The 24,895-nt window shown below is 70.9% G+C and carries 25 protein-coding genes and 1 tRNA gene; 17 read left to right on the top strand and 9 right to left on the bottom strand.

Annotated features, from left to right (window positions below; genetic code table 11):
• Nucleotides 1-2: 2 nt before the first annotated feature.
• The 5 genes from EXE52_RS15720 to EXE52_RS15700 all read left to right on the top strand — a co-directional run bounded on the left by EXE52_RS15720 (nt 3) and on the right by EXE52_RS15700 (nt 4,549).
• On the top strand, nt 3-1,364 hold the full coding sequence (locus EXE52_RS15720; protein WP_089308565.1) for a TIGR00300 family protein: 1,362 nt from the start codon (nt 3-5) through the stop codon (nt 1,362-1,364).
• Entirely contained in the window at nt 1,361-1,900 is a 540-nt protein-coding gene (locus EXE52_RS15715) for a GNAT family N-acetyltransferase (protein WP_089308566.1), read from the top strand. Before EXE52_RS15720 ends, EXE52_RS15715 begins: the two co-directional genes overlap by 4 nt.
• 81 nt (nt 1,901-1,981) lie before the next feature.
• Nucleotides 1,982-2,971, top strand: coding sequence for a Gfo/Idh/MocA family protein (locus tag EXE52_RS15710; protein WP_089308567.1), 990 nt, complete (start codon nt 1,982-1,984; stop codon nt 2,969-2,971).
• A 144-nt stretch (nt 2,972-3,115) separates the two neighbouring features.
• Nucleotides 3,116-3,538: a universal stress protein gene (locus EXE52_RS15705; protein ID WP_049930953.1), complete on the top strand. Its 423-nt coding sequence runs from the start codon at nt 3,116-3,118 to the stop codon at nt 3,536-3,538.
• Nucleotides 3,539-3,676: 138 nt separating this feature from the next.
• Nucleotides 3,677-4,549: a sulfurtransferase gene (locus EXE52_RS15700; protein WP_049930951.1), complete on the top strand. Its 873-nt coding sequence runs from the start codon at nt 3,677-3,679 to the stop codon at nt 4,547-4,549.
• A 15-nt stretch (nt 4,550-4,564) separates the two neighbouring features.
• Here the strand turns inward: EXE52_RS15700 and EXE52_RS15695 are convergent, their stop codons facing one another.
• The gene (locus EXE52_RS15695) at nt 4,565-5,323 is read right to left on the bottom strand and encodes an SDR family oxidoreductase (RefSeq protein WP_089308568.1); all 759 of its coding nucleotides are present in this window, start codon (nt 5,321-5,323) and stop codon (nt 4,565-4,567) included.
• Nucleotides 5,324-5,514: 191 nt separating this feature from the next.
• On the opposite strand from EXE52_RS15695, the gene EXE52_RS15690 reads away from it, so the two are divergent.
• The 7 genes from EXE52_RS15690 (at nt 5,515) to moaA (ending at nt 12,100) form a co-directional block, all read left to right on the top strand.
• Nucleotides 5,515-7,017 carry an NAD(P)/FAD-dependent oxidoreductase gene (locus EXE52_RS15690; RefSeq protein WP_086216931.1) on the top strand — a complete coding sequence of 501 codons (1,503 nt, stop codon included), beginning with the start codon at nt 5,515-5,517 and terminating at the stop codon, nt 7,015-7,017.
• Nucleotides 7,014-7,952 carry a prenyltransferase gene (locus tag EXE52_RS15685; protein WP_049930946.1) on the top strand — a complete coding sequence of 313 codons (939 nt, stop codon included), beginning with the start codon at nt 7,014-7,016 and terminating at the stop codon, nt 7,950-7,952. Before EXE52_RS15690 ends, EXE52_RS15685 begins: the two co-directional genes overlap by 4 nt.
• The gene (cruF, locus tag EXE52_RS15680; protein WP_049930944.1) at nt 7,949-8,857 is read left to right on the top strand and encodes a bisanhydrobacterioruberin hydratase; all 909 of its coding nucleotides are present in this window, start codon (nt 7,949-7,951) and stop codon (nt 8,855-8,857) included. Before EXE52_RS15685 ends, cruF begins: the two co-directional genes overlap by 4 nt.
• Before the next feature lie 136 nt (nt 8,858-8,993).
• Nucleotides 8,994-9,551, top strand: coding sequence for a diadenylate cyclase (locus EXE52_RS15675; RefSeq protein WP_049931055.1), 558 nt, complete (start codon nt 8,994-8,996; stop codon nt 9,549-9,551).
• 95 nt (nt 9,552-9,646) lie between these two features.
• Nucleotides 9,647-10,072 (top strand): universal stress protein, encoded by a 426-nt coding sequence (locus EXE52_RS15670; RefSeq protein WP_049930942.1) that lies wholly within the window; start codon nt 9,647-9,649, stop codon nt 10,070-10,072.
• A gap of 97 nt (nt 10,073-10,169) precedes the next feature.
• Nucleotides 10,170-10,937 (top strand): MBL fold metallo-hydrolase, encoded by a 768-nt coding sequence (locus tag EXE52_RS15665; RefSeq protein WP_089308569.1) that lies wholly within the window; start codon nt 10,170-10,172, stop codon nt 10,935-10,937.
• A 158-nt stretch (nt 10,938-11,095) separates the two neighbouring features.
• Complete coding sequence (gene moaA / locus EXE52_RS15660) at nt 11,096-12,100, top strand: GTP 3',8-cyclase MoaA (RefSeq protein WP_089308570.1); 1,005 nt, start codon at nt 11,096-11,098, stop codon at nt 12,098-12,100.
• An 88-nt stretch (nt 12,101-12,188) separates the two neighbouring features.
• Here moaA and EXE52_RS15655 read toward each other — a convergent pair whose 3' ends face one another.
• Nucleotides 12,189-14,093, bottom strand: a complete 1,905-nt coding sequence (locus EXE52_RS15655) for a prolyl oligopeptidase family serine peptidase (RefSeq protein WP_137703865.1) — start codon at nt 14,091-14,093, stop codon at nt 12,189-12,191.
• A gap of 338 nt (nt 14,094-14,431) precedes the next feature.
• On the opposite strand from EXE52_RS15655, the gene EXE52_RS15650 reads away from it, so the two are divergent.
• Complete coding sequence (locus EXE52_RS15650; protein WP_049930934.1) at nt 14,432-15,484, top strand: S66 peptidase family protein; 1,053 nt, start codon at nt 14,432-14,434, stop codon at nt 15,482-15,484.
• A 592-nt stretch (nt 15,485-16,076) separates the two neighbouring features.
• Here the strand turns inward: EXE52_RS15650 and EXE52_RS15645 are convergent.
• Nucleotides 16,077-16,151 (bottom strand) — tRNA-Arg (locus EXE52_RS15645).
• Between the two features lie 108 nt (nt 16,152-16,259).
• On the opposite strand from EXE52_RS15645, the gene EXE52_RS15640 reads away from it, so the two are divergent.
• A complete protein-coding gene (locus tag EXE52_RS15640; RefSeq protein WP_089308572.1) occupies nt 16,260-16,877 on the top strand; it encodes an AAA family ATPase in 618 nt (205 codons plus the stop codon).
• The gene (locus tag EXE52_RS15635; protein ID WP_049930931.1) at nt 16,874-17,326 is read left to right on the top strand and encodes an RNA-binding domain-containing protein; all 453 of its coding nucleotides are present in this window, start codon (nt 16,874-16,876) and stop codon (nt 17,324-17,326) included. Before EXE52_RS15640 ends, EXE52_RS15635 begins: the two co-directional genes overlap by 4 nt.
• Before the next feature lie 67 nt (nt 17,327-17,393).
• On the opposite strand, the gene EXE52_RS15630 is transcribed toward EXE52_RS15635, so the two are convergent.
• The 5 genes from EXE52_RS15630 to EXE52_RS15610 form a co-directional block, all read right to left on the bottom strand.
• Complete coding sequence (locus EXE52_RS15630) at nt 17,394-17,999, bottom strand: hypothetical protein (RefSeq protein ID WP_049930929.1); 606 nt, start codon at nt 17,997-17,999, stop codon at nt 17,394-17,396.
• 108 nt (nt 18,000-18,107) lie between these two features.
• Nucleotides 18,108-18,701, bottom strand: a complete 594-nt coding sequence (locus tag EXE52_RS15625; RefSeq protein ID WP_089308573.1) for a GNAT family N-acetyltransferase — start codon at nt 18,699-18,701, stop codon at nt 18,108-18,110.
• A gap of 91 nt (nt 18,702-18,792) precedes the next feature.
• Nucleotides 18,793-19,767 carry an alpha/beta hydrolase gene (locus EXE52_RS15620; RefSeq protein ID WP_089308574.1) on the bottom strand — a complete coding sequence of 325 codons (975 nt, stop codon included), beginning with the start codon at nt 19,765-19,767 and terminating at the stop codon, nt 18,793-18,795.
• An 84-nt stretch (nt 19,768-19,851) separates the two neighbouring features.
• Nucleotides 19,852-20,772: a DMT family transporter gene (locus EXE52_RS15615; RefSeq protein WP_049930924.1), complete on the bottom strand. Its 921-nt coding sequence runs from the start codon at nt 20,770-20,772 to the stop codon at nt 19,852-19,854.
• A gap of 79 nt (nt 20,773-20,851) precedes the next feature.
• Entirely contained in the window at nt 20,852-21,511 is a 660-nt protein-coding gene (locus EXE52_RS15610) for an ArsR family transcriptional regulator (protein ID WP_049930922.1), read from the bottom strand.
• Nucleotides 21,512-21,734: 223 nt separating this feature from the next.
• Between EXE52_RS15610 and cofH the strand changes: the two genes are divergently transcribed.
• Together cofH and EXE52_RS15600 are read left to right on the top strand one after the other, a co-directional pair.
• Complete coding sequence (cofH, locus tag EXE52_RS15605; protein ID WP_049930920.1) at nt 21,735-23,192, top strand: 7,8-didemethyl-8-hydroxy-5-deazariboflavin synthase subunit CofH; 1,458 nt, start codon at nt 21,735-21,737, stop codon at nt 23,190-23,192.
• Between the two features lie 116 nt (nt 23,193-23,308).
• Nucleotides 23,309-23,620 (top strand): DUF2250 domain-containing protein, encoded by a 312-nt coding sequence (locus tag EXE52_RS15600; protein ID WP_089308575.1) that lies wholly within the window; start codon nt 23,309-23,311, stop codon nt 23,618-23,620.
• Nucleotides 23,621-23,653: 33 nt separating this feature from the next.
• On the opposite strand, the gene hmgA is transcribed toward EXE52_RS15600, so the two are convergent.
• Complete coding sequence (gene hmgA, locus EXE52_RS15595; RefSeq protein WP_049930916.1) at nt 23,654-24,877, bottom strand: hydroxymethylglutaryl-CoA reductase (NADPH); 1,224 nt, start codon at nt 24,875-24,877, stop codon at nt 23,654-23,656.
• Between the last annotated feature and the right edge of the window lie 18 nt (nt 24,878-24,895).

Below are 24,895 nucleotides of genomic sequence, written 5' to 3'. Positions count from 1 at the left end.
GTATGACCCAGTCGCGGACCGTCGAGCTGGAGGGGCACCTCATCGACAGCGGGACGATGCAGCGCTGCTTCGGCGCGGTGATGGACCTTGGCGGCTCGTTCGACGTCGAGCGGTTCGACGTCGGGAAACACGAGACCGAGGAGTCGTACTGCCGGCTGGCCGTCTCGGCCGACGACCCCGAGACGCTGCGCGCGATCCTCCACGAGCTCCACCAGAACGGCGCGGTCTTGGAGGACCCGTCCGACGTGGAGCTCGTCCCCGCGCCCGCGGACAAGGTGGTGCCGCCGAACTTCTACTCGACGACGAACCACCCGACCGAGGTGCTGTACGACGGCGAGTGGATCGACGTGGAGGGGATCGAGATGGACTGCGCGCTGGTGGTGGAACCCGAGCCGGCAGCGGACGCCGGCGAGGGAGACCGAGCGGACGCATCGGACGCGGGCAACGACGGGGCGGCGCGCGCCCGCACCAAGACGCTCAGCGCGGTCGAGGCGGGCGACCTCGTCGCGACCGACCAGTCCGGGATCCGGGTGAACCCGCCGGAGCGCCCCCGGAGCGGCGGCGGCGCGTTCGGCTTCATGCAGGGCGGCGTCTCCGCGGAGCGCCCCTCCGAGTCGACGATCCGTGAGGTCGCCGCGGAGCTCCGCGCCGTCGAGGCGGACGGCGGGACCGTGATGGTGGTCGCCGGCCCCGCGGTGATCCACTCCGGCGCGGGCGACGCGCTCGCCGACCTCGTCGCCGCGGGCTACGTCGACGCGCTCTCCGCGGGCAACGGCTTCGCCACCCACGACCTGGAGCGCTCGATCTACGGCACCTCGCTCGGGATGGACGTTGAGACGCTCGAACACCCGCGGAAGGGACACAAACACCACATCTGGACCATCTCGGAGATCATCCGCGCCGGCGGGATCGAGGCAGCCGTCGAGGACGGGGTCGTCACGGAGGGGGTGATGTACGAGTGCGTCGAGAACGGCGTCGACACCGTCCTCGCGGGGTCGGTCCGCGACGACGGCCCCCTGCCGGACACGATCACGGACGCGGTCGAGGCGCAGGACGCGATCCGCGAGCAGGCCCGCGACGCCGACATCGTGCTCATGCTCGCCACGCTGCTCCACTCCGTCGCGGTCGGCAACTGCCTCCCGTCGACGACGAAGACCGTCTGCGTCGACATCAACCCCGCCACGGTCACCCAGCTGCTCGACCGCGGCTCGGCGCAGGCGGTCGGCATGGTCACCGACATCGGCACGTTCGTCCCGACGCTCGCGGAGTACGTGCTGGAGGGCGAGGAGGGTGGAGGCGCGGAGACCGGGGGCGACGAGTCGGCGGGCGACGGGAGCGGAGGTTCCGCGGAGGGCGACGCGTGACACCCGAAATCCGGCCCTACGACCGCGAGCGCGACGCCGACGGGCTCTACGCGGCGAAGGTGGCCTTCGAGCGCGGCCTCGGCGAGAGCACCGGCGGCGACGGGAAGGCGGCCGCCTACGCGGAGAAGCTCACCGACACGTACCGCGAGCGGTGGCTCGACTGGGTCGACCGCTGCGTCGCCGACGACCTCCGGTGCGTGACCGTCGCGGTCGACGGGAGCGCCGACGGGCCCGGTGACGAAGCGGCGGCCGACGGCGCCGTCGTCGGCTACGTCTTCGTCCTCCCAGAACGGCTGGCGATGATATGGGACGCGGCGGTGCTGAACGAGCTCTACGTCGCGCCCGAGCACCGCGGGACCGGCGTCGCCGACAACCTGCTGGGCGCCGCGCTCGACCTCGCGGCCGACCAGGAGCTCCCGCTCGACCGACTGGTCCTCGACGTTGACCCGGCGAACGACCGCGCGAGGGGGTTCTACGACCGCCACGGCTTCGAGCCGTGGGGCGAGATGGTCGCGCGGCCGCTGGACGACACCTGAGGCGGTCGGGACCGGCCGAAGGCGGCCCGGGTCGAGTCCGGCTCCCGAAGCTACAAGCGCGTCCGCCCGCTCTCGTCGGGCGTGATACAGATCGGCATCGTCGGCTGCGGCGTCATCGGGAACCGCCTCGCGGGCGTCATAGCGGACCACGACCGGTTCGAGCTTGCGGCCGCCTGCGACCTCGACGCCGACCGCGCCGCGTCGCTCGCGGCCGACCACGGGACCGACCGCACCGCGACGACAACGGACCACGAGGCGCTCGTCGAGACGGACGGCCTCGACGCCGTCTACGTCGGCGTCCCGCCGCTCGCGCACCGGGAGGTTGTCGCCGACGCGCTCGCGGCCGACAAACACGTGATCTGCGAGAAGCCCATCGCGGCGGACGCGGAGACGGGCCGCGAACTCGTCGCGCTCGCCGAGGAGACCGACCGCGTCACGGCCGTGAACCTCCCGTTCCGCTACACCCCCGGCTTCGTCCGGCTCCGGGAGGCGGTCGAAGCGGGCGAGGTCGGCGACCCGCGTCGGGTCGAACTCCGGTTCCGGTTCCCCGAGTGGCCCCGCGAGTGGCAGGACGTGGCGTGGCTGGAGTCGCGCGAGCAGGGCGGCCCGCTCCGGGAGGTGGGGACGCACTTCCTGTTCGGCGTCCGTGAGCTGTTCGGCCCGGTCGAGACCGTCTCGGCGGACGTGGGGTACTCCGGACCCGACACCTATGAGGACGACGCGGTCGCGACGTTCCGGGCCGGCGGGGTCCGCGGGACGCTCGACCTGCTGTGCGACCACGAGGGCGAGGAAGAGAACAGCGTCACCGTCGTCGGCGACGAGGCGTCGCTGTCGCTGACGGAGTGGTACCGGCTCGTTCGCGACCGCGGCCGCGAGACCGAGGCGACGCTCGTCGACGAGCGCGGCGACAGCGTGCGCGCGCTCCTGACTGAGTTCGCGAGCGCGCTCGACGGCGACGACGGCGACCTCGTCTCGTTCGCGGAGGCGACCCGCGTTCAGGAGGTTCTCGACGCGATCCACGCCTCCGAGGGCGACTCGGTCCGGCCGGGAGCGAACGCCGGCGGACGGTAAGGTCGGCTCCGACCGGTGGCGGGTGCCGGCGGACGATGGAATCCGCCGTCGCCGCCCGCGGCGCGACGCGGAGTCGCCGCCGGCAGAGCCGCAGACCGGGAACGCCCGACAGGAATTATGTGTCCGTCGGACGCATCTCCGCGTATGAGCTACCTCGTTGCGACCGACGGATCGACGGAGGGGGACGAGGCGGTCCGGTACGCGGCGCGACAGGCGGTCGCGTTCTACGAGACGCTGGAGATCGCCCACGTGTTAACGCCGGACTCGGAACTGGTCGACGGCACGATCATCCTCCCGGGCGAGGACGCGGCGGTCGAGGCCGGGCAGGGGGTCTTGGACAGCGCCCGCGCCATCGCCGAGGAGGCGGTCGACGAGCCGATCACCGTGGAGACCCAACTGCTCACGGGCCGGCCGGCCGACGCGATCACCGAGTACGCGGCCGAAGAGACGGTCGACGCGATCTACGTCGGTCACCGCGGGCTCTCCGAGGAGCGCGAGCAGGTCGTGGGCAGCGTCGCCAAGAGCGTCGTCGACAAGGCGGACGTGCCAGTGACGGTGATCCGGTAGGTGTCAGCCGGAATAAACGAGCGAGCGCGCTCGAGGCGGTCGAAATCCGGCGTTTCGGCCGGCTGCCGGTCGTCACAGGCGCCGGAAAGAACCGCCATTATCGGACGTTCAAAGCGGGCTTAGGCCCTACTACGGGTGATGTCCGAAGACGTACTCGTCACGGCGGACTGGGTCGAAGAGCGCCTCGACACCTTTCAGGACGACGACGCCGACCACCGGCTCGTCGAGATCAACAACCCGACCGTCACCGACGAGTCGGAGTACACGCCCTACGAGGAGGGCCACATACCCGGCGCGTTGAACTTCGAGTGGGACGCGGTCTTCACCGACGAGACGGAGCGCGATATCGTCTCGAAGGCGGATTTCGCGGCGCGAAACGGTGAGGGCGGCATCGACGCCGACACCACCGTCGTCGTGTACGGCGGCGGCCGCGTGCCGAACTGGTTCGCGCTGTTCGGCTACTGGATCTACAAGTACTACGGTCACGACGACATCCGCGTGGTCGACGGCGGGAAGGGGTACTGGGTCGAGAACGACTACCCGCTCTCCACGGAGGAGCCCGACTTCACGCCCCGCGATTACGAGGCCCGCGGTCCCTTCGAGAGCGTCCGCGCGTACAAGGACGACATCGACAAGGCGATCGAGGAGGGGATCCCGATGGTCGACGTCCGCTCGCCCGAGGAGTTCTCCGGCGAGGTCATCGCCCCCGAGGGGCTCAACGAGACCGCCCAGCGCGGCGGTCACATCCCCGGTGCGAGCAGCGTCCCGATCGGCACGACGCTGAACGAGGACGGGACGTTCAAGAGCGCGGACGAGCTCCGCGAGCTGTACAGCGACGCCGGCGTCGACGGCGACGAGTCGACGATCACCTACTGCCGCGTCGGCGAGCGCTCGTCGATCGAGTGGTTCCTCCTCCACGAGCTGCTCGGCTACGACGACGTGCGGAACTACGACGGCTCGTGGACCGAGTGGGGGAACCTCGTCGGCGCGCCGATCGAGACGGGCGAGTAACGCGCGCCAAACTGCCTACCGCGTCGCGGACTTCCACTCCCGTAACCCGAGGCGACCGCCGTTCAGGTCCCCGGCCGGCGCCTCGGTGGCGGCCCAGACGAACAGCGGCGCGACGCTCTCGGGGTCGCGGGCGCGCTCTTTCCCCGTGAGGTCGGTCGCGACGAGCCCGGGGTCGACGACGCCGACCGTCGCGTCGAGGTCGGCGGCGAACCCGCGCGCGACCCCCTCGGCGGCCGCCTTCGACACCGCGTACGCGCCCATCCCGGGCTTCGACTCGGCGGCGACCGCGCCCGACGGGACGAGGACGCGCGCGTCGTCGGCCAGGTGCGGGACGGCCTCGCGGATCGTCGCGAACACGCCGCGCGCGTTCGTGCGCATCGTGTCGTCGTAGTCGGCGTACGTGACCTCGGTCGTCGGCCGCTCGCCCGGCGCGCCGTGGAACACGCCGGCGTTCGCGAACACGACGTCGACCGGGCCGGCCTCGCGGGCGACGCGCTCGAAGAAGCGTTCGAGGTCGAACTCGTCGCGCACGTCGACGCGGTCGCCCCACGCGGTCCCGCCGTCGTCCGCCGGCGAGCCGTCCCCGGCGTCCGCGTCGCCCTCGGCGTCGCCGTCCGGGTCGTCGCCCGCGCCGTTCAGTGCCGCGACGGTCCGATCGACGGCCGCGCCGTCGCGTCCGGAGACGGCGACGAACGCCCCCTCGTCGACGAACGTCTCGGCGACGGCCCGCCCGATCCCACTCGTTGCTCCAGTGATCGCGACCGTCAGATCCATGTGAACGGGAGTACGCGCGTCGGCGACTTAGTGGTATCCACTCCGGCCGCCCCCGCCGCTCCGCTCGCGCGCTCCCGTCGCCGTGGCGGACCGCTGCGATGCCGTCGCGAGCCCCGCCGACCGAACGTGTCAGGGACCTTCCCGCGACGCGTCTGACCGGATTTATACCGGAGCCGTCCCTAGGATCGCGTATGGACGTGGTCCCGGACATCGACGGCGTTGCCGGCGAGTCCGTCGTCGTTATCGGCGGCGGATTCGGCGGACTCTCGACGGCCTGTTACCTCGCGGACGCCGGCGCGGACGTCACGCTGTTGGAAAAGAACGAACAGCTCGGCGGCCGCGCCAGCCGGCTCGAAGTCGACGGCTTCCAGTTCGACATGGGGCCGTCGTGGTACCTGATGCCCGACGTCTTCGAGCGCTTCTTCGGGCACTTCGGGCGGTCGCCGGACGAGTTCTACGAGCTGGAGCGGCTCGACCCACACTACCGCGTGTTCTGGAAGGACGGAGATCAGGTCGACGTGCTGCCGGACCGCGATGCGAACCGGGAGATCTTCGAGTCGTACGAGCCGGGCGCGGGCGAGGCGTTCGACGCGTACCTCGAGGAGTCCAAGCGGACCTACGAGATCGGGATGGAACACTTCGTGTACGAGGACCGCCCGCGGCTGCGCGATTACGTGGACACCGACGTGATGCGCTACTCGTGGGGGCTCTCGCTGCTCGGTAAGATGCAGGGGCACGTCGAGGACTACTTCGACCACCCGAAGCTCCAGCAGCTGATGCAGTACACGCTCGTGTTCCTCGGCGGCTCGCCGACGAACACGCCGGCGCTGTACAACCTGATGAGCCACGTCGACTACAACATGGGCGTCTACTACCCCGACGGCGGGATCGGCGCGGTCGTCGACGGCATCGTCGAACTCGCCGAAGACCTCGGCGTCGACTTCGTCACCGACGCCGAGGTGACGGGGATCGAGGGGCGGTACGGCGCGTTCGCGGTCGACACCGAGAACGGCGAGCGCTACCTCGCCGACCGCGTCGTCTCCGACGCCGACTACGCGCACACCGAACAGGAACTGCTGCCCGAGCGCAAGCGGCAGTACACCGAGGAGTACTGGGAGTCGCGGACGTACGCGCCCTCCGCGTTCCTACTGTACCTCGGCGTCGAGGGCGACGTGCCGAACCTCGAACACCACACGCTCGTCCTCCCGACTGACTGGGACGAACACTTCGAACAGATATTCGACGATCCCGAGTGGCCCGACGACCCCGCCTACTACCTCTGCGTCCCCTCGAAGACCGACGACACGGTGGCGCCGGAGGGCCACAGCAACCTCTTCGCGCTCGTCCCGATCGCGCCCGGGATCCGTGACACCCCCGAGATCCGCAACCGGTACCGCGACCTCGTGATCGACGACATCGCGGAGAACACCGGGACCGACCTCCGCGGCCGGGTCGTCGTCGAGGAGACGTTCTCGGTCGACGACTTCGCGGACCGGTACAACAGCTACGCGGGCAGCGCGCTGGGGCTGGCGCACACGCTCACGCAGACCTCGCTGCTCCGGCCCGGGCATACCTCGGACGCGGTCGACGGGCTGTACTTCACCGGATCGACGACGACGCCCGGTATCGGCGTCCCGATGTGTCTCATCAGCGGGGGGCTGACCGCGGAAGCGATGGCCGGCGACGACGTGTGATCTCCGCCGTGAGCGACCAGAATCGACCGGCGACCGACGGCGAGCGAGCCACCGCCGAGGGCGGGGACCGGCCCGCGAGAAGCGGCGGCGAGGGGCTCCGGTACCTGCTGGTGCTGTCGCGGCCGCGGTTCTGGCTCTACCTCGCCGGGCCGGTCGCCGTCGGCGTCACCTACGGGATCGGCGACGTGAGCGGGCTGTTCACGCCCGTCACGGTCGCGCTCGCGGCGTACTTCCTCGTGCCGGCCAACGTCTTCCTCTACGGCGTCAACGACGTGTTCGACGCCGACATCGACGAGCTGAATCCGAAGAAGGAGGGCCGCGAGGCGCGCTGGCGAGGGAGCCGGTTCGTCTCGGTCGCCGTCGTCGCGTCCGGCGCGCTGGGGCTCGCGACGCTCGCGATCACCCCGCGGGTCGCGTGGCCGTACCTGCTCGGCTTCCTCGCCCTGGCGGTCGGCTACAGCGCGCCGCCGGCCCGGTTCAAGACGACGCCGTTCCTCGACTCGCTGTCGAACGGGTTGTACGTCCTCCCCGGCGCGGCGGCGTACGCGACGGTTGCGGGCGCGCACCCGCCGCTCGCGGCGCTCGCGGGCGCGTGGCTCTGGACGATGGGGATGCACACGTTCTCCGCGATCCCGGACATCGAGCCGGACCGCGCGGCGGGGATCGACACGACCGCGACCGTCCTCGGCGAGGCGCGCACGTACGCCTACTGCTTCGGGGTGTGGACCGCCGCGGCCGCCGCGTTCTGGCTCGTCGACCCGCGGCTGGGCGCCCTGCTCGGCGTGTACCCGCTGTTCGTCGCGTGGGTCGCGCGCTCGTCGGTCTCGGTCGACCGCGCGTACTGGTGGTTCCCGGCGCTGAACACCGTCGTCGGCACGCTGCTGTCGATGGGCGGCCTCTGGCGGGTGTACCCGCTCTGGGAGGCGCTACCGTGAGCGACGGCGACCGGGCGGGATCGGCCGGGACGACCGCCGCCGCGACGACCGGCTCTCGGCTCGACGCGCTCCGCGAGCGCGCGCCGGACACGCGCAACGAGGCCGAGGCGCTGCTGGACCGGCTCGTCCGTGAGAACCGCTTCACCATCGCGGTCGTCTTCCCGCTCGTCGGGGCGATCGCGCTCGTCGGCAGCGCCGAGGGGTGGGTGCCCGAGCCGTTCGCGTTCCACCCGTGGTTCGTGCTGTTCGGCGTGATCGTGATGCGCTCGCCGCTGGTCGTCGGCGTGCTGCCGACGATCGACCGCCGCGCGCTCGGCTGGATCGGCGTCCTAATGGCGTACACGTACCTCATCGAGTCGGTCGGCGTCGCCACCGGGTGGCCGTACGGGGAGTTCGCGTACACGGTCGACCTCGGACCGATGCTCGGCGGGGTCCCGGTCGCGCTTCCCGTCTTCTTCATCCCGCTCGTAATGAACGCCTACCTGCTGTGTCTGCTGCTGCTCGGCCCGCGTGCCGACAGCGTGTGGGTTCGACTGGCAACGGTGATCCCGGTCGTCGTCGCGATGGACGTCGTGTTGGACCCCGGCGCAGTGTCGCTCGGCTTCTGGAACTTCGGCGGCGGACCGTTCTACGGCGTGCCCCTCTCGAACTACGCCGGGTGGGTGCTGTCGGCGATTGTCGCCGTCGTCACGCTCGACCGCGCCTTCGCGGCGGTCGGGATCCGCGACCGGCTGCGCGACTGCGAGTTCATGCTCGACGACATGGTGAGCTTCGTGATCCTCTGGGGCGGGATCAACGTCTGGTTCGGGAACCTCCTGCCCGCGGCGGTCGCGGCCGCGTTCGGCGTCGGCCTCGTCCGCGCCGACCGGTTCGACACGCGACTGTTCACGGAGTGGCGGCGATAGCGAGCGCCCGGGGCGAGCGCGGCGGCCGTGCGACGCCGCCCCACTCGGTGGCTCTTATATACCGGGGACTCGTTTGCTCGACCGTGACCGACGGCGGCAATCGCGGCGGGCGACCGAACCGGGAGGACCGACGGCGATGAGCGACCTCGCCATCGACTACGGCGACCACGAGCGCGTGTGCGAAGTCGTCGACCGGCTGATGTACTGCGCCGAACACGTCAGCGTCTCCTTCGACGGGTGGGAGGAACCGCACGTGAAGGGGCCGGGACTGTACTTCGCCGTCATCGGCGACAGCGACTACGGGGCGTACGCCGACCCGATGGGGGACAACCGCTGGCCCCGCGACACCGCCCCATCCGTCTTCGACGGGGGCGCGCTCGCGACGGCGGCGGAGTCGGTGAGCGTCGCGCAGGACGGCGGCGTCGTCGTCGCGGTCGACGGCGAGATCGAGGCCCAGATGGTCCGCTTCCGCGACCTGGGCACCCGCGACGAGGAGACCGATCTCGTCGACGACGTGAGCTACGAGCCGTGGATGGGGTCGCGGCACATGAGCGCCATCGAGACCTCGGTCCGCCCGGAGGTCGTGGCGACGGTGACGCTGAGCGAGGAGACCGGCCGCGTCAGCGTCTTCCGCGACGGCGAGGCGAACAGCATGCGGCGCGAGGAGATCGGCGGCCGCTGGCGCGGCGAGTAGCGCGCTTCGCGCCCGGCGGTTAGCACGGGCGCGGCGCTCCCAGGGTCCGGCCCCGAGGCCCCACGGTTAAGCCTCGGCCGGGCGAACGACGACGCATGTACGACGAGATACTGGTTCCGACCGACGGGAGCGAGGCGGTCGACCGCGCGCTCGAACACGCGGTCCGGCTCGCGACGGACCACGACGCGACGCTCCACGCGCTGTACGTCGTCGACCGGCGGATCGCGGCCGCCAACTCGGGCGACCTCCACGACGAGGTCGTCGAGGACCTCGAATCGCAGGGCGAGGCCGCCGTCGCGGCGGTCGCCGACGCGGCCGCCGAGGCCGGGCTGGACGCCGAGACGCACGTCGCGCACGGGACGCCCGACACGGAGATCGTCGGGTACGCCGACGAGGCCGGCATCGACGTGATCGTGATGAGCCCGGAGGGGAAGTCGCCGCGCGAGCGGATTCGGTCGCTCGGGAGCGTCTCAGACCGCGTCGCCGACGACGCGTCGGTTCCGGTGTTCCTCATCAAGTGACCCGCCCCTCGGAGCGAGTCCGATCGGACCGGAGCCGACCACGGTCGACCGCCGCGCGGCCGAGCCAATTAGGTGGGTGGGGCCGCGACCCGTCGGCATGGAACTCACCGTGCTCGGGTCCGGCAGCGCGATGCCGGTCCCGGACCGCGCGCAGGCCGGCTACCTCCTCGACGACGGCGACCGATCGCTGCTCGTCGACTGCGGCAGCGGCGTCCTCCAGCGGCTCGCGGGGACCGACACGGGCTACGAAGGCGTCTCGACGGTCCTCCTAACCCACCACCACCTCGACCACGTCGCGGCGCTGTTGCCGCTCCTGAAGGCCCGCTGGCTCGCCGGCGAGGAACACCTCGAAGTCGTCGGGCCCGCGGGCACGAAGTCGCTCGTCGACGGCCTGCTCGGCGTTCACGACTACCTCGACGGCCGGATCGACCTCGCCGTCCGCGAGGTGTCGAGCGCGCGCCCGTTCGCCGCCGGCGGGTTCGACGTGACGGCCCGGGAGACGCGCCACTCGATGGACGGGTTCGCCTACCGCTTCTCGCCGCCGAGTTCGGACGCCACGCCCGCTGACGGCCCGCTCGCGCTCTCCGGAGACACCGAGGCGTTCGCGGGCATGGCGCGGTTCGCGGACGGCGCCGACTGCCTCGTCCACGACTGCTCGTTCCCAGATGACGTCGACGTGTCGAATCACCCGACGCCAACGAGCCTCGGCGAGTCGCTGGCGGACGTCGAGGTCGGGACGCTCCTGCTCTCGCACCTCTACCCGCACACCGGCGGCCGCGAGCGCGAGATGACGGAAAGCGTCCGCGAGGCGGGGTTCGACGGCGAGGTACGGGCCGCGGCCGACGGACTGCGCGTGTCGCTGTGACCGCCGCGCGGACTCGGACCGCAACCGTCGGTCGGCCGCTCACCGGTCTCGACGTAACCGTCGGTCGGCCGCACGTCGGCTTGGACGTAACCGGCAAACGTTACCTATCCGCACGAACGACCCGGATATTTAAGCGCGCGTGGTCGTTCCTGTCTTCCATGGCCGGCCCACTCGCGGACGACTTCGGACGGGAGGTGACGGGGGTGCGGATCTCGCTTACCGACCGGTGTAACTTCGACTGCGTCTACTGTCACAACGAGGGGTTAGGCGATACGCGCGGGCCGATGGAGCCGAGCGACGCGGAGATGAGCGCCGACGACGTGGTCCGGTTCCTCGAGGTCGTCGAGGGATACGGCGTCGACGCCGTGAAGTTCACCGGCGGCGAGCCGATGCTCCGGCAGGACCTGGAGGAGATCATCGAGCGCACGCCAGATTCGATGGAGGTGTCGATGACGACGAACGGCACGTTCCTCCCCGGGCGCGCCGCGGACCTGAAGGCCGCCGGCCTCGACCGCGTCAACGTCTCGCAGGACGCGCTCGACCCGGACGACTTCGCCGAGGTGACGAAGTCCGGCGCCTACGAGCAGGTCCTCGAAGGCGTGAAGGCGGCGGTCGAGGCCGGACTCGACCCCGTGAAGCTCAACATGGTCGTGTTCACGCACACCGCGGGCTACGTCGAGGAGATGGTCGAGCACGTCGCCGACAACGAGGGGCTCCAGCTCCAGCTCATCCAGTACATGCCGGAGCTGACCGGCAAGCCGGAGTGGAACGTCGACATCGGGCGCGTCCACGACTGGCTCGCCGAGAAGGCGGACCGCGTCGAACACCGCGAGATGCACGACCGGAAGCGCTACTTCGTCGGCGAGGCGAGCGACGACGAGACGGGCGGCATGGTCGAGATCGTCGACCCCGTCGAGAACGAGGACTTTTGCGCCAACTGCGGCCGCGTCCGCGTCACCCACGAGGGGTACCTGAAGGGGTGTCTCAACCGCAACGACGACCTCCGCTCGATGGGCGAGATGACCCGCGAGGAGATCGCGGAGACGTTCGAGGAGGTGGTGGCCAATCGGGTTCCTTACTACGGCGAGTACCTCGTCGAGGGCGACGACGGCGAGTACGAACTCAACGAGAAGTACCTCGGGACGCCGCCAGCGGCGGACTGAGGCCTGGGCCGATGGGCGCGGAGCGCGCCGCGATCGCCGACGTTCGGAGCGCGCCGCGATCGCCGACGGTCGGCGCGCCGGTCGGGGCCTACTCCGGCGGCTCGTACGGCCGACTGCTCCCGTCGTCCGGGAGCCGACGCAGGTACTTCGCGAACAGGTCCGCCACACGGGTGTACGCGTCGAGGACGTGGTCCAGTTCGCCGAACCCGTGCGGCTCGCCCTCGTACCGGCGGAGCTCGTGGCGGGCGTCGTGTTTCTCCAGCTCGGCGACGAGCTGCTCCGACTGGCTGATCGGGACGCGGGCGTCCTCCTCGCCGTGGAGCACCATGAGCGGGTCGTCGATGTCGGGGACAGTCCGGATCGGGCTCGCGTCGCGGTAGGCGTCGAGGTCGGCGACGAAGTCGCCCAGCTCGCGCTTGAGTAGTTGCCACCCCACGTCGTCGGTGTCGTCGACGAACGACTCGTAGTCGTACACGCCGTAGAAGGCGGCGCCGGCGCGGAACCGGTCGCTGTTGCCGAGCGCGTTCACGGTCATCAGCCCGCCGCCGGAGCCGCCGAATATCCCGACGCGGTCGCCGTCGACGGCGTCGTAGCGCGCCGCCGTCGCGTCCGCGGCGCGGATCACGTCGTCGAGGTCGCCGCCGCCCCAGTCGCCGTCGTTCGCCATGCGGAACGCCCGACCGAACCCGTCGGAGCCGCGGTAGTTGGGGCGGACGACCGCGTAGCCGAGCGCCGCGAAGTACGCCGCCCGGTGGTCGAAACCGAAGCCGTCGAAGGCGGTCGGACCGCCGTGCGGCTTCACGAGGAGCGGGACGGAGTCCGGCTCGGCGGCCGACGCGGGCGGGTGGACCACCGCGTTGACCCCGGTCCCGTCGGAGTCGTAGGTGAACGCCTCCGGGGCCGGAAGCCGGTCCGACAGCCCCGCCGTCGCCGTCGGCGTGCGTCGCTCGCCGGTCGCCGCGTCGACCGCGGTCGGCGGCTCGGTCGGCGTCTCCCGGACCGACAGCACGCGGTCGCCGTCCCACCGCGGTGCGCCGTGGATCGCGTCGCCGGTCGCGAGGGCGGTCGCGTCGGCGGCCGCGTCGGGGTCGGCGCCCGTCCCGGGACCGGCGTCCGCGAGCGCGCCGTCGACGTCGACCGCGTGGACGTGCGTCCGGCCGCCCGCGGTGGCGGTCACGGCGAGCCTGTCGCCCGCGTCGTTCCACTCGGGCGCCGCGATCTCGGTCTCCGGGACGCCGTAGATCGGCGTCGGCGAGTCGCTCCCGTCGGCCGCGGGTTCGTCGCCGCCGACGCCGTACACCGCGTCGTATCCGCTGCCGTCGTGGACGAACGCGACCGCCTCGTCGTCGCCGGGTCGCGGGCGCGGACAGGCCGGCCGGACGCCCGGTTCGGCGAACAGTTCGGTGACGGCCCCACTGCCGTCGCCACCGAACGGGACGCGGACGAGCGCGGCCTCGTAGTCGAACAGGTCGGCGTGTGCCGACCGCGTCGCGACGACACTGTCGCCCTGCCAGTGCGGGTCGGCGTAGAGGTACTCGCCGGTCGCGATCGCCTCGATCCGGTCGCCGTCGGGGGAGACGACCGCGAGGCTCGCCCGCGAGAAGGCGTCGGTGACGATCGCGATCCCGGGCTCGCCCCACGCGAGGCCGGAGATGCCGCCCTCCAAGTCGGTCAGCACCTCGACCGCGCCGGTGTCGGCGTCGACGGTCGCCAGCTCGGCGTCGCCGGTGACGAAGGCGATCCGGTCGCCGTCGGGGCTCCAGTCGAGCCACCGCGCGTCGGTGCGCCCGTAGCGCATGGCCGACGCCCCCCGGCTCGTGAGCCGGCGGTCCTCGCCGTCGGTCGCCAGCCAGACGTCGGTGGTCAGCTCGCGGTTCTTCGCGTACGCGATCCGCCCGTCGGGTCCGACCGCGGCTTGGACAACGCGGTCTGCGACGGCCATGTCGGCGAGTAGCCCGTCGTAGTCGGTGTCTCTGAGGTCTCGTCGGTACACGTGTGTCACTGCGGTGAGCGAGCACTTGGGCGTATGGCTCTCGGAAGGGGTAGCTCACGAGACGTTGGACTCGTTATCACGGCGCAATTGAACCCTCTCCCGCTGAGAGTCCGCTGAGCGCGTGCCGAACGCAGAACGCAAGCGTTGTACTCTCCCGTGTTCTGCGGGGCGATCTGCCGTGTGAATCTGGACGGAGACCGTCTCGACGCTTAATTCGCGCAGTGAGAAGCGGGTATCGGGCGTCCACTCGTGCGTCTCGTGCCAGTCTCCCGATTATTCCTGATACTGCGGCACACGGGTGAATAAAAGATATATGACGTCCTTCGTAGATCCCAGTCGTGTCTGAGTTCCTCACTCCGCCCCCTGTCGAACCCGGCGATCGGGTCGCGGTCGTCGCGCCGGCGTCGAACGCACCCGAATCTGCGCGGTTCGTCTACGAACTCGGTCTCGAGCGAATGCGCGACGTTTTCGACCTCGATCCGGTGGAGTATCCGACCGCGACCGCCGACCCGGAGTGGCTTGCGGACAATCCGGAGGCACGCGCCGAGGAGGTTATGAACGCATTCCGCGACCCGGACGTCTCAGCCGTGATCGCAAACATCGGAGGCCACGACCAGATCACGATCCTCCCGTATCTCGACGGAGACGTACTCCGTGAACACCCGACCCGGTTCTACGGGTACTCAGACAACACGAACCTGGCCCTGTTCCTCTGGAACCAGGGGATCGTCTCGTACTACGGCGGATCGACGCTGCTCGAATACGCGATGGACGGAGAGATGTTCGATTACACGGAGGAGTACCTGCGGCGTGCGCTCTTCGAGGACTCGATCGGCGACTGGACCGAAGCAGAGGTGTTCACTGACGAGGCCGGGGACTGGGAAGATCCGGAGTCGGTCGAGACTACTCGCGAGATCGAACAATCCGACGGCCGGATCTGGCGCGGCGGTGAAGAGGCGGTCTCGGGTCGGATCTGGGGCGGTTGCTACGCAGTCCTCGTCGAACAGTTCCTCGCCGATCGGTACCTGCCCGACCCCGACGCGCTGACCGGTACTGTCCTCGCGCTAGAGACGAGCGAATTGGTCCCTGACCCGGCCGTCGTCGGTGCGAACCTTCGCGCACTCGGCGAGCGCGGCCTTCTCGAACGATTCGACGGTGTGCTTGTCGGACGCCCCGCCGCTCGCTCACACATCGAAGAGAATCCGCGAGAGTGGCGGGCGGAGTATCGGGAGCGCCAGCGCGAGGCGATTAGTGACGCGTTCGAGACGTACAATCCGAACGCTCCCGTTGTCTTCAATTGCGAGTTCGGACACACGTACCCGACGTGTCCCATTCCGATCGGCGGTGAGGTCGAAATCGACCCCTCGACCGCATCCATTCGCCTTCTTTGAGTTCACGGCGGGCTAGAATCCGGTGCCAGATAGATTCTCTGTGTCCAGACGGAATGAGACCGGGGTTCACGCGCAAGGTGTGCCGGCCACCGCTGACCGGGGGTGGTGTACAGGCGCAGGTCATTCTGAGGCCGCAGCTACCTGTTCCACCAACAGTCTTCGACGACGAGGGATCGATCGAGGACGCCGAGGTCCGTGATTCCGCTTTGGCGAGGTTGCGGGCGATGCCGTCCGGGTCGTGGCGGGGGCGAGCGTGCTCGATACTGCTCCGTATCGGTGGTTCGAGAGACGTCGTGTCGACACCGCCGGGCTCGGTATCGTTTCCGTCGCGGTCGACGGTCGATTTCGGATCCTGCCGAACGAGGGTCCCGCCGAGCCGGTTCCGGTCGACGGTCCACGGAGAACCGCAACACGGGTAGGCGATCTCGGCGCCGCGTCCAGTGAAAGTCGGATGCGTGCGAGGGACCCGTTAATCTGCGGAACGGGACCCGAACCGCAGCGTCTCGGACGATTTAACGATCCGATCGCAGAGACGCGATCGACCCCAAATTCGGGTGTTTGACAGACGACCCGAGAACCGACGGGTTCGAAGCGAGCACGGTGGGATTCGAACCCACGGCCATCGGATTAGAAGTCCGACGCTCTATCCTGGCTGAGCTACGTGCCCTCACTCGACTCTGATCCGCCGCGTCTAAAAAACGCCCGCGGTTCGCGGCGGGTCGCTCAGCACCGGCCAACAGCAGACCTAAGTCCGCGAGCGGAGTAGCGACCGGTAATGAACGTCATCGGAACCGTCGGCCTCCCCGGCAGCGGGAAGGGGGAGGCGGCAAACGTGGCCGAGGCGGCTGGCATCCCCGTCGTCGTCATGGGCGACGTGGTCCGCGCCGAGTGTCGCCGCCGCGGGCTCGACCCGGCGCAACACCACGGCCGGATGGCCGGCACGCTCCGCGAGGAGGAGGGCGACGACGCCATCGCCGCTCGGACGCTCCCGCGCATCCGGGAGGCGGCGGCCAAGAGCGAGCGCGGCGAGACCGTCGTCGTCGACGGTCTCCGCTCGACCGTCGAGCTCGAACGCTTCCGCGAGGCGTTCGGCGACGACTTCACGCTCGTCGCGATCCGCGCGCCCTTCGAGCTCCGCGCCGAGCGGCTGGGCGAGCGCGGCCGCGACGACTCCGACTCGGACCTGGCGTCGCTCCGCAGGCGCGACGCCCGCGAGATCGACCTCGGACTCGCCGAGACGTTGGAGCGCGCCGACGTCGAGATCGACAACACCGACAGCCTCGCGGCGTTCCGCGAGCGCGTCCGCGAAGTGCTGGGCGTCGACGGTGAGGGCGCGGACCGCTCGGACGGCGACGCCGCCGAGGCGGCCGAGGCCGGGGGTGACGGCGCGTGATCTACAGCGTCGACGTTCGGATCGAGGTGCCGGTCCACGACACGGAGGTGACCGACCGGGTCGCCGACGCGGTCGAGAACGTCTTCCCGGACGCGGAGCCGGTCCACGAGGACGGGCGGCTCGTCTCCGAGACGCACAGCCTCGACGCGTTCTCCGACGTGCTCCACGAGCAGGAGATCCTCGACACCGCCCGCCGCGTCTTCCGACAGAACCGCACCGACGACGGGTTCGCCTTCTCGTTGAAGAAGCAGGCGGCGCTCGAAGGCGTCGTCAACTTCGCGGTCGGCGATCCGGACGAACTCGGTGAGATCGACGTCGAGGTGCGCGTCCGCGAGCCGGACGTCGAGTCGTTCATCGACTACGTCGCGCCCGAGACCGACGGGGGGCAGCCGGTCGACCCCGTCCGCGAGTACGGCGACCGGTTCGACCCCGAGGACGAGGCGTACTGAGGCGCCGACCCGGCGCGCCCGTCGCCGCTCTCCCGGTCACTCGGCCCGTCGCTCACTGATCCACCAGTCACTCGGCCGTGGCGCCGGCCGCGGCCCCGCCGACCGCGCCGAAGACGACCGGATAGACGAGCCCCGCGAGCAGCGCCGCCGTGACGAGCGTCGGGGCGACGCTGCCGCCGTCACCGACGGCGTACCGGAACAGGAAGGCGCCGATCACCGCGAGCGGGAGGTAGCCGACGACGGCGAGCGCGCCGGACTGCGCGCCGTCGACCGGCGTCGCCGCGCCGGCCGCGCGCGCTATCCCGACCCCGGCGACGACGAGCAGCAGCGGCGGCACGGCGTACAGGAACGTCAGCCCGGCGTCGCTCTGCGCGACGAAGTTCACCGAGCGGGCGGCGCCGATCAGCGAGGGCACGTTCACGTCCACGAAGTGCGCGTTGTAGAACACCCAGCCGACGCCGCGCCACACCGAGATGGTGTCGCCGCCGAACAGGTCGGCGAAGAAGTTGATCCCGGAGAGCCCCTCCTCGACCCGGCCGCTCTGCGTGACGTAGACGACCAGGTAGCCGAGGACGTACGACACCGCGCCCGCGACCGCCCCGACGACCGCGCCGCGGCCGAGGCTCCTTTCCGCCCCTGTCGCGCTCGATCCGCCGCTGGTTGTCGAAGACATGCGCCCGGTATCGTTTCGGCGGGCGTAAGTGTTTGTTGGGTCGGATCGGGACGCGAAACGATCGCGTCGACGGCCGCAGGAGTGCGTCTATCGGCGGACACCGTCGGATCAGGTCGTCGCCTTGCGCCACTCCGACTGCGAGATCGTGTACCGGACCTCGTCGTGGACGGTGCCGTCCGCGTAGACCAGCTCGTTGCGGAGCCGCCCCTCGCGTCGCCCGCCGAGGCGGTCGACGTACCGTTCGATCGCGCGCCGCGACTTCTCGTTGTCGGGGTGGTGGCCCACGGCGACGACATCCAGGTCGAGGTCCGCGAACGCGACCTCGGCGAGCGCGGCGGCGCGCTCGCCGGAGTAGCCGCGGCCCCAGAACCGCTTGCGGAGCCACGTGCCGAGCGTCGCAGTCCGCTTTTCCCAGTCGACCCCGAAGCCGCCGAAGCCGGCTATCTCGCCCGCACCGTCCTCCCCCTCGCGGGGGTAGATCACGTACGTCGCCGCCTCGGCGTCCTCGAAGCGCTCGCGCCCGCGTTCGAGGAACTCTAGCGTCTCCTTCTTCGTCTCGTGGGGGTCCCACGTGACGAACTCGGTCACCTCGTCGATGCCGGGATCGGACGAGCAGATCCGATAGCACTCGTCGAGGTCGACGTGTTCGGGACTCCGCACCTCCAGCCGAAGCCGGTCCGTCTCGATGGTCTCGGGGAACACGTCGTGAGCGTCGTCGCCCGCCGAATAAATTCCACCGGCGCCCTGCGACGGGTTGTCACGGGCACCGACCGCCGTCGGTCGTCGAACGCCGTCAGTCGCCGAAGGCGTCGGCGAGGTCGCCGCCGACGCTCGCGATCGCGTCGCGCGCCCGGTCGACCTCCGGCATCGTCATGAACCCGTGGACCATCGCGGGGTAGTTCTCGTATCGGGTCGCCACGCCGTCGGCGACGAGCTGCTCCGCGTACGCCCTCCCGCCGTCCCGGAGCGGGTCGAAGCCCGCTGTGACGACCGTCGCGGGCGCGACGCCGGAGAGGTCGCCGGCGTTGATCGGGTCGGCGTACGGGTTCCGACGGTGGATGTCGCTCCGGTAGTAGGCCGCCGAGAACCACTCGATGTCCGCCCGGGAGAGGACGGTCCCGGCGTGTTCCCGCATCGACTCCTGGTCGGGGTCGACGCCGATCCCCGGGTACAGGAGCGCCTGTCGGGCGATGTCGGGGCCGTCCCGCTCGGCGGCCATGAGGGCGGTCACCGCGGCGAGGGTGCCGCCGGCGGAGTCGCCCGCGACCGCGAGGTCGCCGGTCCCGCGGAGCCGCTCGGTCGCGTCCGCGGCCCGCTCGACGGCGGCGTACGCGTCCGCGACCGCGGCCGGGAAGGGGTGTTCAGGCGCGAGCCGGTACTCGACCGAGAGGACGGCGCACCCGCTCTCCCGGGTCAGGTGCCGACAGAGCCAGTCGTGGGTCTCGACGCTGCCGAGGACGAACCCCCCGCCGTGGAAGAAGACGACCGTCGGGTAGGGGGGCTCGGCGGCGGGGAGGTAGAGCCGCGCGTCGAGGTCGCCGACCGTCGCCCGGTCGCCGAGGGCGCGCCGCGCGTCGTCGTCTTCGGGTCCGGGAAGGGTCAGCGACTCGGTTGCGCCCACGCTCGGCGGGTCGCGGTTCCGGATCCGCATCAGCGGGTCGGTCAGGCGACGGAGGAGCTTCAGCCGGTAGCGACCGTGCGGGAGCGGGACCCGCGACTGTCGGGCGGCGACGCGCTCCGCCTGGGGGTCGATCTGTTCGGCGCTCACGGTCCGGAAGTCGTCGCCCCGCCGACAAGACGGTTGCGGCGGGGTCGGCTGTCGGGCGGTCGGTGGGGCCGTCGGGGTCCCGACTCAGCCCGCGACGCCGACCGCCCGCAGCTCCTCGCGGATCGCGTCGCGTTTCACCAGCGCGAAGCCGACACAGATGGTGAGGAAGCCCGCGACCGTCGTCGGGGTGATCCCCTCGTCGAGGACGAGCCAGCCGACGGCGGCCGCGAACACCGGCGCGACGTAGGAGACGAGGTTGATCTCGATCGGGCCGAGCCGGTCGAGCAGGTCGAAGTAGATGAGGAAGCCGATCCCGCTGGCGACGACCGAGAGGTAACCCAAGGCGAGCAGCGACTCCGTCGTCCAGGTCGCGTCGGCGACCGACTCGCCGAGCGCGAGCGCGAGCAGATGGGTGAGCCCCGCGCCGAGGAGCATCGACCACGCCTCCATCGTCTCGATGGCGATGTCGGCCTCCGAGGCCCGCGAGAGGACGGAGCCGAGCGCGAACGAGGTCGCCGCGAGCAGCACGAGCAGCTTCGCGACGGTGCCGCCGCCGGTCAGGTTGGCGGGGTCGGGGTTCGCGAGGACGACCGCCCCGGCGAGGCCGATCCCGAGGCCGAGCGCGCCGACCGCGGTCAGCCGCTCCGCCGGCAGGAGGGCGCGGGCGAACACCGTGGTCAACACCGGCGAGAGGCTGACGATAACGGCCGCGACGGCGCTCGTCACCGCCGGGTCGCTCTCCCCGACGAACAGGAAGGCGTGGTAGGCGGCGATGATGAACACGGCGCCGGAGACGACCTCGAGCCACTGGTCCCGGCCGCGCGGGACCGGGTCGTCGACCGCGTACGCCGCGTACGCGAGCATGACGACGCCGGCGACGTCGAACCGGAACGCCGCGAACAGCACGGGCGGGAAGTACGCCAATCCCGCGTTGATCGCGACGAACGCGGAGCCCCACGCGGCGGCGAGGACGAGGAACAGCGAGAGGTTTCTGAGACGGCTCACGGTCGTCGTCTCCGGGCGGCGAGCCAAAAGGTTCCGGAAACGGTCGCGGTCGCCGGATCCGGTCGACGGGAGGGGGCCGTCAGCGGACCCGGTACCCGTCTGCGTCGCGGGCGACCACGCCCACGTCGGAGAGCCGCCGCAGGGCGTCCGCGACCGTCGACTCGCGCGCGCCGACCTCGTCGGCGACCGCCGCGGGCGTGCCGTCGGTCTCGACCACCGCGGCGATGACGGTCGCGAAGAAGCGGCTGTCGGCCTGCCCGCCGAGCCGCTCGTCGATCTCGGCGAGCGTGTCCTCGACGCGGCCCTGGACCCACCGCTGGGCGAGCGAGAGCTCCCGGTCGAGGTCTTGGAGGCGGGTGAACTCCTCCGCGAGCTCCGCGAGGTCGCCGGTCGTGCCCGACCCGTCGGGGCCCTCGATCGAGAGGTGCGGACAGCGACCGGACATGTCGAGGCTGTTCTTCGCCGGGTACGCGCTCTTCGCACCGAAGCCGTACGGCGAGACGCTCACCTCCAGCCGGAGGCTGCGCGCGATCCGGAAGTACTTCCGCCGCTGGTCGTCCGTCGTCGACTCGACGAGCCCGGCCTCCTCCAGCTTCCGCAGGTGGTCGATCACCGCCTTCGGGCTCACGTCCAGGTACTCCGAGATCTCCGTGACGTAACACGGCTTGGTGGCGAGAAGCCGGAGGATGCGCCGCCGGTTCTCGTTGCCGAGGAGATCGAGCAGTACCGCGGAGTCCATTAACGTGTGGTTAGCGTCCAGCGGATAAAAGGTTGGCTTCCGTGACCGGTCGCGTTCCGCTCGGAGCGTCAGGGTACGGCGATTCGGTGCGAACGCGGACAGTCTGTGCCGCTCGTGTCACCCCTTCGCTCGGCGGTAGCCGACGCGTCCGAACGACCCGCCGGGGACGCATCGGCTGTCGCGACCCTCCCGTTTATCACGGTGGAACCGGGAACGTTAGGGGATGAGTTCGGGGGGCAGTTCCGGCGCGAGCGGATCGAGCGGAGGCGGAGAGGGCGGGACCGTGAGCGGCGCGGAGGAGTTCGACTTCGCCGCGCCCGCGACCGACCAGTCGTTCGAGAACGCGCTCGCGAAGGCCCGCGACGGCGCTCGGCTGACGGTCGACGACGCCACCGAACTGCTCGCCACCGGCACGGGGGCGGCCGGGATCGACCCCGTCCGCAAGGAGGCGGTGTTAGAGGCCGCCGACCGGCGCCGGCGCGAGGAGGTGGGCGACGAGGTCACCTTCGTCGCCAACCTGAACAACAACGTCACCACCGCGTGTAACACCGGCTGCCTGTTCTGTAACTTCAAGGACTCCGCGCACGCGTTCGAGGCAGACAGCGACGTCGAGCACGCGGGGTTCACCAAGCCGCCCGCCGAGTCGCGCGCGGTCGTCGAAGACGCCCTCGACATGGGGATCTACGAGGTATGCTCCGTCTCGGGGCTCCACCCCGCGTTCGCGCTGAACGAGGAACATCACGAGATCCTCGCCGCGCACGACGACCCCGCGAGCGAGGTGAACTACAAGCCGCCCGAGCGGTACGCGACCGACCCGGGCACCTACGTCGAGCAGTTGGACGCGATGTCGGTCGGCGGCGTCCACCTCCACTCGATGACCCCAGAGGAAGCGTATCACGCCTCTCGGGGCACCGATTGGGAGTACGAGTCTGTGTACCGCGAGCTGGCGGCCGCCGGGCTCGACTCCGCACCGGGCACCGCCGCCGAGATCCTCGTCGACGAGGTCCGCGACGTGATCTGTCCGGGGAAGATCCGCACCGACGACTGGGTGGCGGCGATGGAGGGCGCGGCCGCCGCCGGCCTCGACGTCACCTCGACGATGATGTACGGCCACGTCGAGACGGTCGCGCACCGCGCGCAACACCTGAAGGTGATCCGGGACCTCCAAGACCGGACGGGCGCGATCACGGAGTTCGTTCCGCTCTCCTTCATCCACCAGAACACCCCGCTCTACCGGCGCGGCGTCGTCGACTCCGGCCCCTCGCACGCCGAGGACGAGCTCGTGGTCGCGGTCGCGCGGCTCTTCTTAGACAACGTCGATCACGTCCAGGCGTCGTGGGTGAAGTCGGGCGACGCCCACGGGCTCAAACTCCTCAACTGCGGCGCGGACGACTTCATGGGCACCATCCTCTCGGAGGAGATCACCAGCCGCGCGGGCGGCGAGTACGGCGAGTACCGCTCGTTCGACGACTACGTCGAGATGATCACGGCGATCGGCCGGACCCCGGTCGAGCGCTCGACCGACTACCGGACCCGGCGCCGGATCGACCCCGACGACGGGCCGCACGGCCCGCGTCTCGGCCCCCGCGCCGACGGGACTCCACTGCTCGCGAACCGCTCGTCCGACGGCGGACGCGGCGGCGGCGCGGTCGGAACGCCGCCGGCCGACGCCGACGACTGAACCGGCTCCGACGGATCGGTTAGCGGCCGAACACGTTCCGCCGGACCCCTGACGACTCTCATCGAGTGGGAACCCCCGGTACGCCCTTTGTTATGTCACACGTCACCACGTGTGAGATGACCGCACCCGACGCACAGCCGGTCGGCCGCTCGGGAGAGAGCAACGGCGACGGCCGCGGAGAGAGCCTCGACGCGCCCTCGCTGACGCGCTCCGACGAGCGGCTGTTGGCGTACCTCGACGACGTGGGGACGGACTACCCGGCCTTCGTCGCGAGCAACACGGGACTGTACGCCGACCACGTCGAGTCGCGGCTGGAGGCGCTCGCGGCCGCAGGGCTCGTCGAGCGCGTGACCGGAGAGACCGTCTACCGTCTCACCGACGCGGGGCGGGCGGCGCTCCGCGACGACTGCCCGCGCTGGTCGGACTGAGGCGGAGGGCGCTCTGCGGGCCGCGGCGCCCGACTACCGCCCGAGTTCCGCGTGCGCCGACGAGAGGTGGCGGGAGCCGAGCGCCGCGAGCAGCGACAGTTCGCCGGCGAGCGCGCAGACCGCGATCGACTCCGCGAGCGCGTCGGCGTTGCTGCCGGCGGGGTCGCCGCCGCCGGCGACGCCGAGGATTTCCAGGCTCGCCTGCTGGGTCGGGAGCTTCGTCCCGCCGCCGACCGTCCCCACTTCGAGACTTGCCAGCGAGACGGAGACGTAGAGGTCGCCGTCGGCGGTCGTCTCGGCGGTCGTGATCGCGTTCGCCCCCTCGACGACCTGCGCCTCGTCCTGCCCGGTGGCGAGGAACATCGCCGCGACCGCGTTGGCGACGTGGGCGTTGAAGCCGAGCGCGCCCGCCTTCGCGGAGCCGACGAGGTTCTTCCGGGTGTTGATCTCAGCGATCGCCTCCGGGGTCGTGTGGAGGCGCTCCTCGACGGTCTCGCGTGGGACCGTCGCGTCGGCGACGACCGAGCGCCCGCGCCCCTCGACGGCGTTGATCGCGGCCGGCTTCTTGTCCGAACAGAGGTTCCCCGACAGCGCGACCAGCGAGGCGTCCGTCTCCGCCTCGATAACGTCGCAGGCCTCTCGGGTCGCGATGGTTGCCATGTTCATCCCCATCGCGTCTTTCGTGTCGTAGCGGAACCGGCAGAACACGTTGTTGCCGACGACGTACGGCGTCACGTCGAGCAGTTCGCCGTGGCTCGTCGTCGACTCCGCGGCCTCGCGCAGCGCGGGGACGTTGTCGCGCAGCCACGCGACGAGCGCCTCGGCCTCGGCGACGCCAGCGACCTGGAAGACGGGCGCGCGCGTCATCCCGCTCTTCGTCACGCGCGCGGTCGCGCCGCCGGCGTCCTCGACGACGGAGCAGCCGCGGTTGATCGACGCGACCAGCGCGCCCTCGGTGGTCGCCAGCGGCAGGTAGCGCTCGGCCGTCCCCGCGCCGCCGTCGACGGTCACCGGACCGGCGACGCCGACGGGGACCTGGACCCCGCCGAGGGTGTTCTCGATGTTCGAGCCGTGGACCGCCGCGGCGTCGAACGCGTACTCGCCGAGCGGGTCGAGGTCGGCGTCGGTCGCCTCCGCGACGAGCAGCCGGCGCGCGGCGGCCGCGGCGTCGGCGTCGGCGTGGTCTTCCAGCTCGTGGAAGCGGAGGTCGCCGTCGCGGACCCGGGCCGCGAGGTCCGCGGGAGTCGGTTGCGACATGCCGCCCTCTCCTCGCGG

It is taken from the genome of Halorubrum sp. CGM4_25_10-8A (assembly GCF_005435025.1).
Classification (GTDB): domain Archaea; phylum Halobacteriota; class Halobacteria; order Halobacteriales; family Haloferacaceae; genus Halorubrum; species Halorubrum ezzemoulense.
Note: the sequence above shows the minus strand (reverse complement) of the source record. Positions and strands in the feature narration are given on the sequence as shown.